This is a genomic window from Herbaspirillum sp. GW103 (assembly GCF_000261365.1).
GTDB lineage: Bacteria > Pseudomonadota > Gammaproteobacteria > Burkholderiales > Burkholderiaceae_D > Herbaspirillum.
Window position 1 is genome coordinate 419866 of the sequence record NZ_AJVC01000006.1, and the last position, 16195, is coordinate 436060.

Consider the following 16195-nt stretch of genomic DNA (forward strand, 5'->3'; position numbering starts at 1 on the left):
GCCGAACCCTGCCGCCCCTCCTCACCCGTGAAGGCGGAACCGGAATGACGTCGTCACGCCAGTGAGTGCGCAGGGGTCGGCACTCTCCCTGCAGTGCCTGCCCTGCTCCCTCTGCCCGCTCGCCCGCTCCATCATGCCGCCGCTTCCGTCGTCGCGTTTTTCCGCACGGTTTTTGCCGTACCGCTTTCTCCTGCTGCACTATTGCCGCCGCTGCCGCACCCGCGTGGAGCGCTGGCAGATGCAGTTCCCGCTGCGCCATGCCAACCTGTCCGAGGGCCTGCGTGCGGCCTGTGGCGCGGCGGCCATGCTGCTGCTGGGCGAGTGGCTGGGCAATCCGCTGTTCTCGTGGGCGGCCATCGGCGCCTTCCTCACCAGCCTGGCCGACAGCGCCGGTTCCAACCGGGCGCGCCTGGCCTCGATGGGCGGTTTCGCGCTGGTCTCGACGCTGGGTGGCATGATCGCCGCCAGCGCCGCCGGCTGGAGCGTGGAAGCGGGTTTGCTGACCATCATGGCCTGCGCCGGCGTGGCCGGCTTCTCGCGCATCTATGGTGCCGCTGCGGGCCTGGTCCTGATGCTGGCTGCGGGCGTCTCGGCCATCATGGCCGACGCCCCGGTGCTGCTGTGGCCGCTGGCGCAGAGCCACGTGCTGATTTATCTTGCGGGCTGTCTGTGGGCGCTGCTGCTGGGCCTGACGGTATGGCGCATCCATCCCTTCGCTCCCGCGCGCCAGGCCGTGGCACGCGCCTATGGCACGCTGGCCGAGCTGGCCGCCCTGGCCGCAGCCACGGATCTGGAAGACACCGCCTACGCCGTGCATGCGGCCGAACTGGCCGCCCACACCCGCCGCCATGCGCGCTTCGATCTGGCCGCCGCCCAGCGTACGCTGGATGCGGTGGCCGTCGAGCGCACCGAGTCACGCCGCCTCTACGAAAATCTGCTGGTACGCCTGGCCCGTGCCGACGCACTGCTCGATGGCATCACCGTCCTGGCCGATCTGCAACTGACGCATTACCAACCCCTGCACGCGCGGCGGCGCAGTGCCCGCGTGCTGGGCGCCATCGCCAGCCAGCTGCAGGCCATGCAGCGCGAGATGCAGCGTGGCCAGGCCATTGCCGCCGATGAAGACGCGCGCATCATGCTGCGCCTGCGCCAGCTGGTGGCGCGCCTGCCCAGTGGCACGGGACGGCTGCTGCTGCAGCTCGATACACCGCTGGCGCCGGGTGCCGACGATCCTGCGCGCCTCAAGGAGGCCGCCCGCGCCGGACGTGAGCGGCGCTACGGTGTGGCTGCCCTGCTGCACCGCCTGCGCGCACTGGGCCGCAAGGCGGCGCTGCACGTGCGTGCCGGTTCGGCCGAATGGCATCATGCCTGGCGTTGCGCTGCGGCCGCCGGACTCACCTACCTGATCGTGCATCTGCTGGCATTGCCCTTCGGTTACTGGGCCACCATGGCCACCATGCTGGTCATGCAGCCCAGCATTGCCGAGAGCTGGTCGCGCAGCATGGAGCGCGCCATCGGCAGCGTGGTCGGCGGCGCGCTGGCCGTGGCCGTCTGCCTGGTGGTGCATTCGCCGCTGGGGCTGGCGTTGCTGGTGTTTCCGCTCACGGTGCTGACCATGGCGCTGCGTCCGGTCAGCTATGGCCTCTATGCCACCTTCCTCACGCCCGTGTTCGTGCTGGTGGCCGATGTCGGCGGCGATCCTGCGCATGAGCTGACCAATGCCGCCTTGCGGGCCGGCAACAACGTCATCGGGGCGCTGGTGGCGCTGGCGGCCAGTTATCTGTTCTGGCCGCGTCGCCAGCAGGAAGATCCGCAAGGGCAGCTGCGCCAGATGGCCAGCCTCAACCTGAGCTATCTCATCGCCGCCCTGGCGGTGCGCGACCACGTCGCCGACAAGGCCGGCCTGGCCCCCCTGCATGCGCACCGGCGCGCGGCCTGTGTGGCCAATGTGGAGGCCGGGCTGCTGTTGCAGCGCCTGGCGCGCGAACGCGGCTGGCCGCCACGCGACCAGGGACGCGGCCGCATGGCGGTGGCCCTGTCGCGTCGGCTGGCCGCTGCCGCCAGCCACCTGTGGGCGCATCCGCAACCGGTCGAGTCCGCCGTGCCGGACTGGTTGCTTGCCGTGCAGCAAGCCCTGCAAGACCAGGACTTCTCTACCCTGCAGGCCCTGACGCGGCAGCGCCCGGCCCCGCTGCAACTGGCCCAGGCGGCTGCGGTGGAGACCGCCTGCCTGCTGGTCTCGGCGCTGACTGCGGGAGCGGCGGCAGAGGCCGCGGAGACAACGCAAGGAAATTAACGGAAACAAATTCCCTCATCCCTGTTCGAACCGGAAAAAGCGCTGCGCGCGTATCACTTCAACAACACTCTGGATGGAAGGGAACGGATGAACCTGGATCTTGATTTTCTGTACAACATGAACGAGGGGCCGCTGCGCTCCGGGCTGATCGTCCTCGGGGCGGCACTGGTGGCGGTCGTGGTGGCCATTGTTCTGCACCGCATGGGCATTGCCCTGGTGCAACGCCTGGCGCGCGGGCGGCCCTTCACCACGACGGCGACCACCGTCACCTTCAATGCCAGCCGGGCCTGCGTCATCCTCTTCATGCTGCGCCTGGTCCTGGCCGGCGCGCCGGACAACACGCCGGGCCTCACGCGCATCTCCTATCTCACCTCGATTGCATTCATCCTGGCGCTGACCTGGTTCTTCATGCGTTGCGTGAAGTCGGTCAGCCTGACCGTGATCAATCTCAATCCCTATGATGTGGCCGACAACCTCAAGGCGCGCCGCATCCTGACCCAGACCCGCGTGCTCTCGCGCAGCGCCTACTTCATCATCGCCCTCTTCGGCCTGGCTTTCGTCTTGCTGACCTTGCCCGGTGCACGGCAGTTCGGCGCCAGCCTGCTGGCCTCGGCGGGGGTGGCCGGTATCGTCGCCGGTATTGCCGCCAAGCCGGTACTGGGCAACTTCTTTGCGGGTTTGCAGATCGCGTTCTCGCAACCGATCCGCATCGATGACGTGCTGATCGTCAAGGGGGAATGGGGCCGCGTGGAAGAGATCACCGGGACCTTCGTCGTGGTCAGGATCTGGGACGAGCGACGCATGATCGTGCCGCTGCAATGGTTCATCGAGAATCCCTTCGAGAACTGGACCCACACCTCCTCCACCATCCTCGGTACGGTCTTCCTGTGGCTCGATTTCGCGGTGCCGACGGCCGCCATCCGTGCCGAGTTCGAGCGGGTCTGCCAGACCCTGCCGCTATGGGACAAGCGCGTCTGCGTGATGCACGTCACCGATACCAGCGAACGCAACATGCAGGTCCGCCTGCTGGTCTCGGCCAAGGATTCGGGGGCGGCCTTCGACCTGCGCTGCCAGATCCGCGAACACATGCTCGGCTTCATTGCCAACCACTATCCCGAGGCCCTGCCCCGCCTGCGCGCGGAGGTCTCGCCGCGCAACCGGCCGGAGGCGCTCGATACCATCATCGATGGTGCGCCCGGCGAAAAAAGTCCCTGAACGAAATGAAGCGGGCCGCACTTGCGTGCGGCCCGCCTGGAGCCAACTCTGGCGCACCGGCTGGTCCGGAGCGCCTTTTTTTCGGCCGCAAGGCAAGCGCCTTACTGGTTCGAGATGGCCAGTTCGCCATTGGCACGGGCTTGTGCCAGCTCGGCGCGGACTTCGTCACGGGTCCGGCTGGAGGCCACTGCCTTGACGTCCTGGTCGCGATCGCTCACCAGCAGCTGGCCAGCCGCACGGGCTTGCTGCAATTCGGCCACGACATCGGCGCGGGTCTTGGTGGAGACGAAGGTGGTGTCGGCAGGATACGGGGCTTCGGCCTTGGCAGCGCCCATGGCGGTGCTCAGCAGCAGGGTGGCAAACAGGGTGCGGGTGATGTTCTTGGTGTTCATGGTGGTTTCCTTTTTCGTGAGAGAGGATGCGCACGTCAATCCGTTCCGGGGTGGTGGATCAGTCATCGCGTGCTGTCATCTTGGTACCCAGTGTAGAGATTGACGGCACGGAGAAAAAGACGAAAAACCGGAATTCATTGTTCCGTAAAACACTAACAATTCCGGGGCGGTGCAGGTGGCGCCTGCAAGTCCTCCTTGAGGGAGGAAGAAACGGCTGCATTCGCTCTGGCCGTTCGCAGAGAAAACTTAGAAATGGAAGTTGATGTTTCTAAAGAAGCCGATCAGTAAAAACTTAGAGAAATGCAAACAGAGCTTGCGCCGAAGCGGCCGGTGCAATGAGAGCTTGGTGCTTCATGGATTGCTGGATGGTGGATGGTTCAGTCATTGTGTGACGTCATCTTGGAGTCGGGTGCAGGGATGGCGGGCGCGGGGCTGAAGATGCGAGATCGGAATTCATCATTCCGGAATGCCGAGCAAGATGCAGATAAAAAACTTATAAACGGAGTCCCATTAAACTTATAAATGTAAAATGCAAAATCTAAGTTTATTGAATCGACAAAATTCACTGAATATTGCTCTTCTACAGAGGAGAAATGTCTCGTAGCAAGGCGAGGTAGATCGTCCAAAAAACTTAGAAAATGGGAAGGTGAGGACGAGCCAGATTTGACGTTGCAAAATCGGGTCCCTGTGGCGGCGCGCCAGCATGTCGGGCGCAGAAAAGGTCAGGCGGACCTCACTACCGGCGACCGAGGGGAGAGAACGTCGCTTTCATGAGGCCCGCCTGGGGAGAAACTGTCGCACCGGCTTCCCCGGTGCGTTTGCTGCGGCCCCGACCGGACGCGTGTGCCGGTCAGGACGGGGTCTTGCCAGTTACAGCGAAGGCGCCTGGCTGTTGCTGATGGCGCTGCCGTCACGACGGGCCTGTTGCAGCTCCTGTTGCACCTGGGCGCGGGTGAGGGTCGAGTGGAAGGGCTTTTCCACCGGATACTGTTCGCTCACCAGCAGTTCGCCATCGGCACGGGCCTGCTTCAGTTCGGCGCGCACATCGGCGCGGGTCTTGGTGGAAACGAAAGGCTTTTCCACCGGATACTGGTCGCTGACCAGCGTGTCGCCGTTGGCGCGGGCCTGTTGCAGGTCGGCGATCACTTCGGCGCGGGTCTTGGTCGAGACGATGGGGCTTTCGGGCGGATACGGGGCCTCGGCCATGGCGGCGCCAACGGCGGAGGTGAGCAGCAGACCGGCAAACAGATTCCTGGCAATGTTCTTGGTGTTCATGATCGTTCCTTTGTGGGTGAGAGGATGAGCACGGCAACCTGTGACTACCCTTGTGGTTCAGTCGTTGTGTGCTGTCATCGTGGAACCCAGTTTAAGGATCCAGGCCACCGAGAAAAAGCCGACAAAGCGGAATACATCATTCCAGATACGCGAACAATCAGTTTTTTCGACTCTGTGCTGCTTGTTTTGCACTGCATCTGCACATGGGATTTTGGCAATAAACTACATTTTTTCACTCTCGATATATCGCTCAAGCCATTGATATAAAAGGACTTGTGCGAAATTATCTTCATATCGGCTATTTACCCACCCGGCTTTCTTTTGCGCCGCCGCAAAGATTTTTCTATCCGGCTCATAGAGAATACCAATGACTTGTTCAACTATTTTGAGCAAGTTTTTCAGGCAGTCGCTGTATACGATACGATATAGCGATGCACGACCCTCGCGTCATTTTCTTCACCTTTCACAGGACCCGCCCGATGAAGACCGTCCTCGCCCTGCGTCATGTCGCCACCGAAGATCTGGGCCAGCTGGCACCGCTTTTGAGGGCCAGCGATTATCAGATCCGTTATTTCGATGTCGGGGTCGATGCCTTCGTCGATGTCTCTCCGCTGGATGCAGATCTGGTCATTGTGCTGGGAGGGCCGGTGGCGGTGTATGACAGCCAGTCCTACCCCTGGCTGCGCGCCGAAGTGGCGTGGTTGCGGGCACGGTTGTTGGAGGATCTGCCCACGCTGGGCATCTGCCTGGGGGCGCAGTTGATGGCGGCGGCGCTGCATGCGCGCGTCTACCCCGGCAGCTGCGGCAAGGAGATCGGCTGGTCCAGCCTGCGCGCCGGCGAGCATCTGGCCGACACGCCCTGGCTGCAGGAACTGGTGGAGCAGCAGACCCCGGTGCTGCACTGGCACGGCGACACCTTCGATCTGCCCCCGGGTGCGCGTCATCTGGCCTCCTCGGCGCAGTATCCCAACCAGGCTTTTGCCTGGGGCCGACATGGACTGGCACTGCAGTTTCATCCCGAGGTGGATATGCGCACGGTGGAGCACTGGCTGGTCAGCCATGCCCATGAGATTGCCCATACTCGCAACCTCAGCCTGGCCACCTTGCGCGCTGATGCGCAGCGTCATGGCCGCCAGTTCGAGCGGGCGGTACGACGCTTCTGGCAGGGCTGGCTGGACAGCCTGCCTGCACCGTCCTCGTACCAGGACGGGCGGCGCAGGCGTGCCTGAGCGACAGTTCCCGCTTGTTACGATTGTTTGCATCGCTCACCAACACTTGCACTTTCCGGCGAACCTGTGCGCACGGGCCGCGTTCAGACCTCAGGCATGACGCAAACAAGGAGTGGTCAGAAAACCGCTCATCCATTTGCGGCATCCGGGAGGCCGAGAAAGAGAGCTTGTCCGACATAGCGCAACAGCAGCCTTGCCTATAGTGGAGGACACGGATCACCGATCCAGCACCCCGCCATCACTGCGGGTTGCCGCCATGACTGAAGCCTCGGGCTTTTCGATAAACACAACGCAAGGAGGTAAGCATGAAGACTCGTCACATCCTGATCTCGTCCCTGTTCATGGCCCTGGCCGGTAGCGCCATGGCGCAAAATGCGCCGACCAGCGGCAATGCCATGGGGGCCGCACCGGCCGCGCCCATGAGTGCGGCGTCCGGCACTGCGTCGGCGGTGCCGTCCAATGACCCCTTCGTGCAGAAGCGCCAGGCTGACGCCGACGCCAAGGCCCAGTACAAGGCGCAGAAAAAGGCCGCCAAGGAAGAGTACAAGGCCGACAAGAAGGCTGCCAAGGCCCAGCTGAAGCAGGAAAAGAGGGAGTCCACCGCCCAGCGCAACGAAGCCCTGGCGGCATCGCCTGCGACCAGGACGGACAAGACTCACTAGGGCCTGTTCACATTCAATCTGTGAGATGCCTTGCCCCCAGAAGGCGTGGTGGCAAGGCGCGCGTCAGGGCTGGTGGTGGTGCCACCAGCCCTGACGTGCAACGCGGCCAGCGCGCCTTCTGGGGGCAACCCTCCGGGAGAGGCCGCCAAGCGTCGCCTGCCGTTGTTGCAGCTCCTTGCCGTGGCACCACCACGGCGCGTCGCTGCGCCTAGGCAGACAACGCTTGGCGACCTCTCGCACTCACAGATTGAATGTGAACAGGCCCTAAGCTGACAGCCTGATTCTTGAGGATTATCCCCGGCTGCGGTCGGGGATTTTTTTGTCTGCGCGTGTGAGCGTGTGCCCGGAGAAATTGGCCCGCGTGGTGTTCGCGCAGCGCACTTCAGTTCCGTCCCTGCCGCCACAAGCGCCGCGCCAGCCAGGCCGCCGTCACCACCTGCAGCAACATGAAGGCGGCGACCGCATTCCAGCCGGAGTGCTCCCAGAACCAGCCCCCCGCCGAACCAAGCACGCTGCCGCCCAGGTAGTAGGACAGCAGGTAGAGCGAGGCTGCGTGACCGCGGCCGGTGCTGGCCATACGTCCGACCCAGCTGCTGGCGGCCGAATGCGTGGTGAAGAAGCCAATGGTCAGCAGGACGATGCCCACAATCACCACGGACAGTGAGGCCGTGCAGGTCAGGAACAGGCCCGCGCAGGAGGTGGCGATGCCGGCTGCCACCAGCGGTGCGCGACCATAGCGGTCGGCCAGTGCGCCGGCCCACGAGGAGGACACGATGCCGAACAGATAGGCACTGAAGATCAGCCCGGTGAGGGTGGCCGAGAGCGAGAACGGTGGGCTCATCAGCCGAAAGCCCGCGTAGTTGTAGGAGGTGGCGAAGATGCCCATGTTCAGCGCGGCAATGCCGAAGGTCAGCGGCAATCGCGCATGGCGCAGATGACGTTGCCACAGGGCGACATGATCGCGCAGTTGCATCGACCCATTGCGCACGAAGTTGCGCGAGGCCGGCAGCATCAGTACGAAAGCGAGGGCCAGCGCCAGGTCCAGCGCACCGATGGCGAGCATCGCATGACGCCAGCCGATGTGCTCGGAGAGCATGCTCATCGCCACCCGCCCCGCCATGCCGCCGAAGGCATTGCCACCCACGTAGAGGCCCATCGCATAACCCAGTCCCCCCGCATCGATCTCTTCGGCCAGATAGGCCATGGCCACTGCCGGTACACCGCCCAGCGCAAAGCCTTCGGCCGCACGTGCGGCCAGGATCAGTTCCCAGGTCGGTGCCACCCCGGCCAGCAGGTTGCAGCAGGCGGCCGTAGCCAGCGAGGCGAACATGAGCTCCTTGCGGCCATAACGCTCCGAGACCATGCCCGCCAACAGGATCGCCAGCGCCAGAAAACCGGTCGACAAGGACAGCGCCAGCGAGGCGCTGGCCGCGCCGATGCGGAATTCGCGCGCGAAGGCCGGTAGCAGCGGTTGCACGCAATACAGCAGCGAGAAAGTGGCAAAGCCGGAACAGAACAGCGCCAGCACGATGTTGCGATACGCCGCCGAGCCACGCACGGCACCACGCGGCGGGGAAGCGGCAGGCTTGGCGGCGGAACCGGCCGGGCGCACACCGGCAGTGCTGCCGGCGGTGGTGGAATCGGAAAGGGACTGCATGGCATTGCGCGCGCAGGAGGTGGGGCCGGCGCACGGGGTGGGTTGTGGAGTGATGCAGTCTGGAATAAATCGGCTATATTGTCCAATATATGGGATCTACCCTAGCCATCTATCAAACAGATATCACAAGGCTCAGACATGGAACTCCGACACCTCCGCTACTTCCTGGCCGTGGCCGAACAGCGCAGTTTCACCCGCGCTGCCGAGAAGGTCGGCATCGGCCAGCCGCCCTTGTCGATGCAGATCAAGGATCTGGAAGCCGAGATCGGGGGCGCCCTCTTTCTGCGCACTTCACATGGGGTGGAGCTCTCCGAGGTGGGCCGCGTGTTCCTGCCGCATGCCCAGAAGGCCATGGACGACGCCGAGCAGGCGCTGCGCGCGGCCCGGCAGGCGGCCAGCGGTGAAGCGGGTTTGCTGCGCATGGGTTTCACTTCCTCGGCGGTGTTTCATCCCGTGGTCTCGCACGCGCTGCAGCAGTTCCGTGAGCGCCACCGCAAGCTGGAGATCTCGTTGAGCGAGGGCATCACCGAACAGTTGCTGGCCGATATCGCCGCCTCCCAACTGGATGCGGCCTTCGTGCGCATCGTCACCGCACCGTCGGACGAGCTGGGGGTGGTGGAGCTGCCGGCAGAAAAACTGAAGGTGGCGTTGCCGCGCTCGCATCCGCTGGCGCGGCGCAAGTCGCTGCATCTGCAGGACCTGGCAGGGGAGAACTTCATCATGGTGCCGCGTGGCAAGGGATCGGCGCTCTATGACAACATCTTCAGCGCCTGTCAGGCCGCCGGATTTGATCCCCAGGTGATCCAGCTGGCGCCGCAACTGACCTCGGTCATCAATCTGGTGGCCGCCGGACTGGGCATTTCCATCGTGCCCGAGGCCATTGAACAGGTGCAGCTGGCGCAGGTGCGCTACATCGATATCCGCGCGCCGGCACCGCGCGCGCAACTGTCGCTGGCGTATCACCGCCAGTCGATTGCCGCCTCACGCTTTGCGGCGCACTTGCAGCGTTCGCTCAAGCGCGCAACCCATGACAAATGAAGTGAAGGAAAAGGAACGGCCCTAGTTGGACTTGAAGCGCCCCAGCACCGAGTTGGCCTGTCGCAGGAAGGCGCGCGGATGGACTTCCACCAGCCGTTCCAGCGCGGGCAGCATGCGCTCCAGGGCGATGGTCAGCGCAATGTCGCTGATCTCCTCACCCCACAGCACCTTCTGCACAAAGGCCGCCGGGCCGATCTCGCCGATGAGGCTCATGCTCATCTGGCGCTCCAGAGTGTCGGTGCGCGGGCCGAAGGTTTCATCGAAGATGCGCAGGATGGCCGCTTCCAGTTCCGCCGACTGCGCCTGCCGTTCGGCCTCGGCGTCCTGGTCGGTGACGTGACGGTTCTCCGGGGGGATGGGCGCGGGACGCTGGCCGTTCTCGATGAGCGCGCTGGCTTCCCCTGCCATGCGGCTCAGTTGCTGTACGTGCAGCGTCAGTGCGCTGATTTCGGCCAGCAACGCCCGCAGCGGCATCGGCTGTGGCATGTCGGATCCGGCGGGCCCTGCTGGATGTGGAATCATCGTGTTGTCGTCAGCCAGGCGCTCAGGCCCGGTCCCGTGCATGCTGCTTGAATCAATCGCCCCGGCATGACCACCCCCGCGCGGCCCCGCCGGCTCCCGTTCATCCGGCCTGCGCAGCCGGTATGGCGTTTCTCTGTGGAAACACATGAAAGTATAGTGCGCTGCAAAAATTTACGCATGGAAATTTCAGAGGGACTCGGCGAAGAAGCAACAGCAGCGCCGTAATGATTGTTCAGATGATAATAGAAAATCACAGAGTTGCGTTTTTTCATTGTCTGTCATTTAACACCCCGGTGAGAATTGCACTGCATGGGCTGCGGCATATCGTCGCAGCAAGGTCGCAGGCCCTTGGGGCGGGGCTTGCAGGGCGTTGGCGGGTCAGGGGCCGTCAGCCGTTCATCAGGTTCAGGCAATATAATGAGAATCGTTCCTGAAATCCGATCAGAAGAAAAATCATGCGTCTTACTGAACTTGCCAAGGGGGTCGGCGCCGTCGTCGACCAGGTGACTGACCAGCATGCCGCCGATGCGGTGGCCGCGCGCCTGCGCGATCTCGGCTTCGTGCGCGGTGAACCGGTGCGGGTGGTGGCCAGCGCGCCCTTTGGAGGCGACCCCATCGTGGTCCAGATCGGTTCGACGCGCTTCGCCCTGCGCCGTGCTGAAGCCGAACGCGTCACGCTGGCCACGGGAGCGGCGGCATGAGCGGCGGCATGAGCGGCGGCGCACTCAATATTGCCCTGGTCGGCAATCCCAATTGCGGCAAGACCGCCCTCTTCAACCAGCTGACCGGCGCGCGCCAGAAGGTGGCCAACTATGCCGGCGTGACGGTGGAGCGCAAATCCGGGGTCTTCACGGCGCCATCCGGACGGCAAGTGCGGGTGGTCGACCTGCCGGGCGCCTACAGCCTGCAATCGGTCAGCCCCGACGAACGCGTGACGCAGGCCGTGCTGGCCGGTCGCTACCCCGGTGAGGCGGTGCCTGACCTGATCGTCTGTGTGGCCGATGCCACCAACCTGCGCCTGCACCTGCGCTTCGTGCTGGAAGTGCGACGCCTGGGGCGGCCCATGGTGCTGGCGCTGAACATGATGGACGCTGCCGCGCGGCGTGGCATGCGCATCGACGTGGGCGCGCTGTCGCAGCGACTGGGCATGCCGGTCATCGAGACCATCGCCGTGCAGCGCGGCGGTACCCGCGCGCTGGTCGCGGCCATCGATGCGCGGGCGCCGGTCCCCTCCCCGACCACGCAGCAACCCGATGACCTGCACGTCGAAGTACGCGCCCTGCTGGCCGATACCGTGGTGATGCCGGCCCCGACCGACCGCCGTGATGACGCGATCGATCGCATCGCGCTGCATCCGGTCTTTGGCGTGTTGTTGCTGGCGCTGACCATGTTCCTGGTGTTCCAGGCGGTCTATGCCATCGGCAAGCCCATGACCGACGCCATCGCCGACGGCTTCGGCACGCTGGGTGAGATGGTCGGTGCATGGCTGCCGGAGGGCCCCCTGCGCGGTCTGGTGACCGATGGCCTGCTGGCCGGGCTGGGCACGGTGCTGGGCTTCCTGCCGCAGATCCTGGTGCTGTTCTTCTTCATCCTGCTGCTGGAGGAATCGGGCTACCTGCCACGGGCGGCCTTCGTGCTGGACAAGCTGATGGTCTCGGTGGGGCTGTCGGGACGTTCCTTCATTCCCCTGCTCTCCAGCTTCGCCTGTGCCATTCCCGGCATCATGGGCGCGCGCAGCATCACCGATCCGCGTGACCGGCTTGCCACCATCCTGGTCGCCCCGCTGATGACCTGTTCTGCGCGCCTGCCGGTGTATGCCCTGCTGATCGGCGCTTTCATTCCGCATCGCCCGGTGCTGGGCATCTTCAACCTGCAGGGGCTGGCGCTGTTCTGCCTGTATGTGGCGGGGATTGCGGCCGCCATGCTGGTGGCCTGGGTGGCCAAGCGCATCGGCCGCTCGCGCCAGGAGCGCGCGCTGTTGATGGAGCTGCCCTCCTATCGCCTGCCCAACGCCCGTGACATCGCGCTGGGGCTGTGGGAGCGCGGCGCCATCTTCCTCAAGCGCCTCACCGGCGTGATGCTGGCACTGACCGTGCTGATGTGGGCCATCTGTACCTTCCCCTCGGCACCCGAGGGCGCGACCCGCGCGGCCATCGATTATTCCCTTGCCGGTTATATCGGTCACAGCCTGCAAGCGATCTTCGCTCCGCTGGGCTTCAACTGGCAGATCAGCCTGTCGCTGATTCCGGCCTTTGCCGCCCGTGAGACTGCCGTGGCCACGCTGGCCACCGTCTATGCGGTCGGCGGCGAGGAAGGTGCGGCCCTGCAGAGCGCGCTGGCTGCGCATATCTCGCTGGCCAGTGCCCTGTCGCTGATGGTGTGGTTCGCCTTCGCGCCGCAGTGCATGTCGACCCTGGCCATCATCCGCCGCGAGACGCAGTCCTGGCGTCTGGTGGCGCTGTCCTTCGGCTACATGTTCGTGCTGGCCTATGCGGCCTCTTTCCTGACCTACAACGTGACGAGGTGGCTGGCGTGAATCACACCCTGTGGTGGCAATATGCGGTCATTGCCGCGCTGGTGACGGCCAGCGCCCTCTACATGCTGCGCAAGCTGGCGCCCTCGGTGAGCTGGCGCTGGCAGGCGCGCCTGGCCAGCTGGCTGTTGCGACGTCGGTCGGGCATGTGGCAGGCGCTGGGCCGGCGCTGGTTGCCGCCGGCCAAGGCGGGCGGCTGTGGCGGAGGCGCCTGTGACGGCTGTGGCGACAGCAGCGAGGCGCTGCCACCGCTGGAACAGAAAATCCAGTTTCATCGCCGCCGCTGACGTCGCATGGCGGCGATGGTCCTGCTCAGTGCAATTCTTCGGCCTCGAAACCGGCGGCGCGCAAGGCTTGCAGCACCTGAGCCAGATGCGGTCGGCCGCGAGTCTGCAAGACCAGTTCGATATCCACGTTCTGCGCCGCCAACAGGGTGAAGGCGCGCTGGTGGTGCACTTCATCGATGTTGGCACCAGCCTCGGCCACGATGCCGGTGATGCGGGCCAGCGTACCGGGCACATCCCGTGAGCTGACCTTTACCCGCGCCAGGCGTCCGGCGCGCACCATGCCGCGTTCGATGATGGCCGTCAGCAACAGCGGGTCGATGTTGCCGCCCGACAGCACCAGCCCTACCCGCTTGCCGCGGAAGCGGTCCGGATAGCGCACCAGTGCGGCCAGGCCGGCGGCGCCCGCCCCTTCTACCAGCGTCTTTTCAATCTCCAGCAGCATCAGCACGGCTTGTTCGATATCGCCCTCGTCGACCAGCAGCAGCTCATCGGCTTCACGCGCGATGATGGCGCGGGTGAGCGTACCGGGCGTTCCTACCGCGATACCCTCGGCAATGGTGCTGGCGCCCACCGGGTGCTCGGTGCCCTTGACCGCGTTGACCATGGTCGGGAAGCGCCGCGTCTGCACGCCCACGATCTCGATGTCCGGCCTGATCGCCCGCGCGGCCACGGCCATGCCGGCCAGCAGGCCGCCACCGCCGATGGAGACCACCAGGCAATCCAGGTCCGGTACCGCCTTCATCATCTCCAGCGCCACCGTGCCCTGGCCGGCGATGATGGCCTCGTCGTCATAGGGATGGACGAAGGTCAGCCCTTCCTTCTCGGCCAGTTCGTAGGCATGGGTGCGGGCCGCTTCGAGAGTATCGCCATGCAGTACCACGTTGGCGCCGAAGCCGCGCGTACGTTCTATCTTCACGCCCGGCGTGAAGCGTGGCATGACAATGGTGGCCGGCAAGCCCAGCCGTTGGGCGTGATAGGCCACGCCCTGCGCATGGTTGCCGGCTGACATGGCCACCACCCCGCGCGCCCCGCCTTGGCTGGCGGCAACGTCCACCATCTTGTTGCAGGCGCCGCGTTCCTTGAAGGAGGCGGTGAATTGCAGGTTCTCGAATTTGAGGAAGACCTGGGCGCCGACGATCTGGGACAGCGTGCGCGATTCCACGCAGGGTGTTTCCAGGATCTGGCCTTGCAGCCGGCGCGCGGCGGCTTCGATGTCGTTGAGCGTTGTCATGTTGAGATTGTAGAGCCAATGCACGGGTTTGTAGCAGTTCGATCAGGGATGGCGCAAGGATGGCGGTAAATCAAAGCCGAAGGCCCCGCCGCTTGCAGATTCGAAAAAAGAAGCGGCCGATTTTTGCGCAGTCATTGATCGCCGGCCCCCGGAAAATTACCGTCCGAACAAAGCAAAATTTCTTTGCAAGTGGTCATTGAAGTCCGCCGCTGCGGCGACTAGAGTAAAGACTCGTCGCGCCGCCAGCTGCTTCTTCGAGCAGACGCCCGCCAGCCCGGTTGCGGCACCCGGAAGTGCCGTGTGCGGCCTTCCCTTCTACGCAGATCCGAACAGTCTCAGCAGTTCTCACCAAGGAGATACCCATGAGCATGGCCACCCGGCACCCGGATGCCCGATCGTCCCCGCCCCTGCCCTTCAGTCCTCTTGTCCCGCCGCGCGAACGGATGCTCTACCAGCAGCGCACCACCCCGCTGCTGTTGAAACTGGTCGAGCTGGACCCGCGTGAAGTGATCGACGGCGTCATGACCCCCCATGGTTACCTGACGGCCGACGTCACCCCGGTCGGCCCCATGCGCGAGGCTTGCCCGCATTGCGATGGGGTGGCGCTGCAACTGGTGCTGCGGCATCACCATGTAAAACGCAGCCACCTGTTTTGCCGCGTGTGCACGCGGGTGTATGACGCGCTCAACGAGAGTGGGTATTCGGTATTGACGATTTGATGCGGATCGGGACATCACGCGCAGGGCGCTGCTGAAAAGTGGCGCCCTGTTTTTTCGCCTGGATTTTGTAGGGAACGCGCACACCAGGCTCGTTCGCCGGAAAATCTTTGGTATTGCGGGATACCAACAGCAAGGAGTATTCCTGTGCCGACGCCCAGATGATGGCATCGGGCAAGCGGATACGACGTTGCTGCCGGATTTGCACTGTGTGTGTGGATTCCCTTGACCATCTTGCCTTCTTGCACAGTAGAATCAGCCCTCTCAATGCAACAAGAGAGATGCCAATGGAATACGCGTACAAGTTGATGGCCTCGCCGGCCGGTCTGCTCAAGCTGGTGGCCCGGGGCGATCATCTGGCGGCCATCCTGTGGGAAGACGACGACGCCCTGCGAGTGCGCCTGGGCGAGATGGTGGAGGATGAAGACCGCGCGGTCTTGATCGAGACCGAACATCAGCTGCGCCAATACTTTGCCGGTGAACGCGACAGCTTCGATATCCCGCTGCATTTCGAAGGCACCGAGTTCCAGCGCCAGGTGTGGTCGGCCCTGCTCGACATTCCTTATGGACAGACCCGCACCTATCTCGATATCGCGCGCCAGCTCGGCAACGAAAAGGCGGTGCGCGCCGTGGGCGCGGCCAATGGTCGCAATCCCATTTCCATCATCGCGCCCTGTCATCGCGTCATCGGCGCCGGTGGCGAACTGACCGGCTTTGCCGGTGGATTGCACGTCAAGAAACTGCTGCTGGCCATCGAGGGCATCTCCACCGAAGGCCGCGACATCGGCCAGGTCATCGATCCGCGTCGCAAAGCCCAGTCACGTAGGCGGGAAGATCCCAATCAGCTGTCGCTGCTGTAAAGTACAAATGATATAAACGATATAAATCATATAAATTATTGTTGCCTGGCCGCCTGCGCCTGCTTCCTCTCCATGTCGACATGGGCTTCGCGCTTAGAACCATCATGCTTGGAAATGATGGTTCTTTATTCTCCTGGGGTATATAGAGCGGGGATGAAAAACAATCCCCCGCTGCCCACCGAGTCAGCAGGGACCGGAGCCAGCATCGGAAACCCTTGTCCCGTGCCGGTTTGCGGCGATATGAAGGTTTTTGCGGCAGTGCAGTTCAGCAACCGCGTCCAT

The 16195-nt window shown here is 64.0% G+C and carries 16 protein-coding genes and 1 pseudogene; 10 read left to right on the forward strand and 7 right to left on the reverse strand.

The features are described 5' to 3' along the window. The first annotated feature begins 172 nt into the window (after nucleotides 1-172). Nucleotides 173-2296: an FUSC family protein gene (locus GWL_RS20410; protein WP_237713614.1), complete on the forward strand. Its 2124-nt coding sequence runs from the start codon at nucleotides 173-175 to the stop codon at nucleotides 2294-2296. 87 nt (nucleotides 2297-2383) lie between these two features. Then, nucleotides 2384-3511 carry a mechanosensitive ion channel family protein gene (locus tag GWL_RS20415; protein ID WP_008333987.1) on the forward strand — a complete coding sequence of 376 codons (1128 nt, stop codon included), beginning with the start codon at nucleotides 2384-2386 and terminating at the stop codon, nucleotides 3509-3511. Between the two features lie 101 nt (nucleotides 3512-3612). Here the strand turns inward: GWL_RS20415 and GWL_RS20420 are convergent, their stop codons facing one another. Both GWL_RS20420 and GWL_RS20425 read right to left on the reverse strand, forming a co-directional pair. Beyond that, a complete protein-coding gene (locus GWL_RS20420) occupies nucleotides 3613-3903 on the reverse strand; it encodes a DUF4148 domain-containing protein (protein ID WP_008333988.1) in 291 nt (96 codons plus the stop codon). Nucleotides 3904-4773: 870 nt separating this feature from the next. After that, nucleotides 4774-5178 (reverse strand): DUF4148 domain-containing protein, encoded by a 405-nt coding sequence (locus GWL_RS20425; protein WP_008333989.1) that lies wholly within the window; start codon nucleotides 5176-5178, stop codon nucleotides 4774-4776. 479 nt (nucleotides 5179-5657) lie between these two features. Between GWL_RS20425 and GWL_RS20430 the strand changes: the two genes are divergently transcribed. Continuing rightward, entirely contained in the window at nucleotides 5658-6407 is a 750-nt protein-coding gene (locus GWL_RS20430; protein WP_008333994.1) for a glutamine amidotransferase, read from the forward strand. Nucleotides 6408-6712: 305 nt separating this feature from the next. Next, the gene (locus tag GWL_RS20435) at nucleotides 6713-7069 is read left to right on the forward strand and encodes a hypothetical protein (RefSeq protein ID WP_008333995.1); all 357 of its coding nucleotides are present in this window, start codon (nucleotides 6713-6715) and stop codon (nucleotides 7067-7069) included. A 382-nt stretch (nucleotides 7070-7451) separates the two neighbouring features. On the opposite strand, the gene GWL_RS20440 is transcribed toward GWL_RS20435, so the two are convergent. After that, the gene (locus GWL_RS20440) at nucleotides 7452-8726 is read right to left on the reverse strand and encodes an MFS transporter (RefSeq protein WP_008333998.1); all 1275 of its coding nucleotides are present in this window, start codon (nucleotides 8724-8726) and stop codon (nucleotides 7452-7454) included. A gap of 138 nt (nucleotides 8727-8864) precedes the next feature. On the opposite strand from GWL_RS20440, the gene GWL_RS20445 reads away from it, so the two are divergent. Then, nucleotides 8865-9764: a LysR family transcriptional regulator gene (locus GWL_RS20445; RefSeq protein ID WP_008334000.1), complete on the forward strand. Its 900-nt coding sequence runs from the start codon at nucleotides 8865-8867 to the stop codon at nucleotides 9762-9764. A 21-nt stretch (nucleotides 9765-9785) separates the two neighbouring features. Here GWL_RS20445 and GWL_RS20450 read toward each other — a convergent pair whose 3' ends face one another. Continuing rightward, nucleotides 9786-10250 (reverse strand): hypothetical protein, encoded by a 465-nt coding sequence (locus GWL_RS20450; RefSeq protein WP_008334002.1) that lies wholly within the window; start codon nucleotides 10248-10250, stop codon nucleotides 9786-9788. 32 nt (nucleotides 10251-10282) lie between these two features. Continuing rightward, nucleotides 10283-10558 (reverse strand): hypothetical protein, encoded by a 276-nt coding sequence (locus tag GWL_RS23540; protein ID WP_157174297.1) that lies wholly within the window; start codon nucleotides 10556-10558, stop codon nucleotides 10283-10285. A 183-nt stretch (nucleotides 10559-10741) separates the two neighbouring features. On the opposite strand from GWL_RS23540, the gene GWL_RS20455 reads away from it, so the two are divergent. The 3 genes from GWL_RS20455 to GWL_RS20465 are packed head-to-tail and all read left to right on the forward strand — an operon-like array spanning nucleotide 10742 to nucleotide 13106. Next, a complete protein-coding gene (locus GWL_RS20455) occupies nucleotides 10742-10987 on the forward strand; it encodes a FeoA family protein (RefSeq protein WP_008334004.1) in 246 nt (81 codons plus the stop codon). Next, entirely contained in the window at nucleotides 10984-12822 is a 1839-nt protein-coding gene (locus GWL_RS20460; protein ID WP_008334006.1) for a ferrous iron transporter B, read from the forward strand. The genes GWL_RS20455 and GWL_RS20460 overlap by 4 nt, the downstream gene beginning before the upstream one ends. Next, nucleotides 12819-13106: a DUF6587 family protein gene (locus GWL_RS20465; protein ID WP_008334008.1), complete on the forward strand. Its 288-nt coding sequence runs from the start codon at nucleotides 12819-12821 to the stop codon at nucleotides 13104-13106. Before GWL_RS20460 ends, GWL_RS20465 begins: the two co-directional genes overlap by 4 nt. A gap of 25 nt (nucleotides 13107-13131) precedes the next feature. On the opposite strand, the gene GWL_RS20470 is transcribed toward GWL_RS20465, so the two are convergent. Further along, nucleotides 13132-14337, reverse strand: a complete 1206-nt coding sequence (locus tag GWL_RS20470; protein WP_034351535.1) for a threonine ammonia-lyase — start codon at nucleotides 14335-14337, stop codon at nucleotides 13132-13134. Between the two features lie 362 nt (nucleotides 14338-14699). Here GWL_RS20470 and GWL_RS20475 point away from each other — a divergent pair, with 362 nt between their 5' ends. Beyond that, the gene (locus GWL_RS20475; RefSeq protein WP_008334013.1) at nucleotides 14700-15056 is read left to right on the forward strand and encodes a hypothetical protein; all 357 of its coding nucleotides are present in this window, start codon (nucleotides 14700-14702) and stop codon (nucleotides 15054-15056) included. A gap of 61 nt (nucleotides 15057-15117) precedes the next feature. On the opposite strand, the pseudogene GWL_RS23975 reads toward GWL_RS20475, so the two are convergent. After that, nucleotides 15118-15261: pseudogene (locus GWL_RS23975) on the reverse strand (VapC toxin family PIN domain ribonuclease); the annotation flags it as partial. A gap of 79 nt (nucleotides 15262-15340) precedes the next feature. Between GWL_RS23975 and GWL_RS20480 the strand changes: the two are divergent. Next, complete coding sequence (locus GWL_RS20480; RefSeq protein ID WP_008334014.1) at nucleotides 15341-15913, forward strand: methylated-DNA--[protein]-cysteine S-methyltransferase; 573 nt, start codon at nucleotides 15341-15343, stop codon at nucleotides 15911-15913. Nucleotides 15914-16195: the final 282 nt, after the last annotated feature.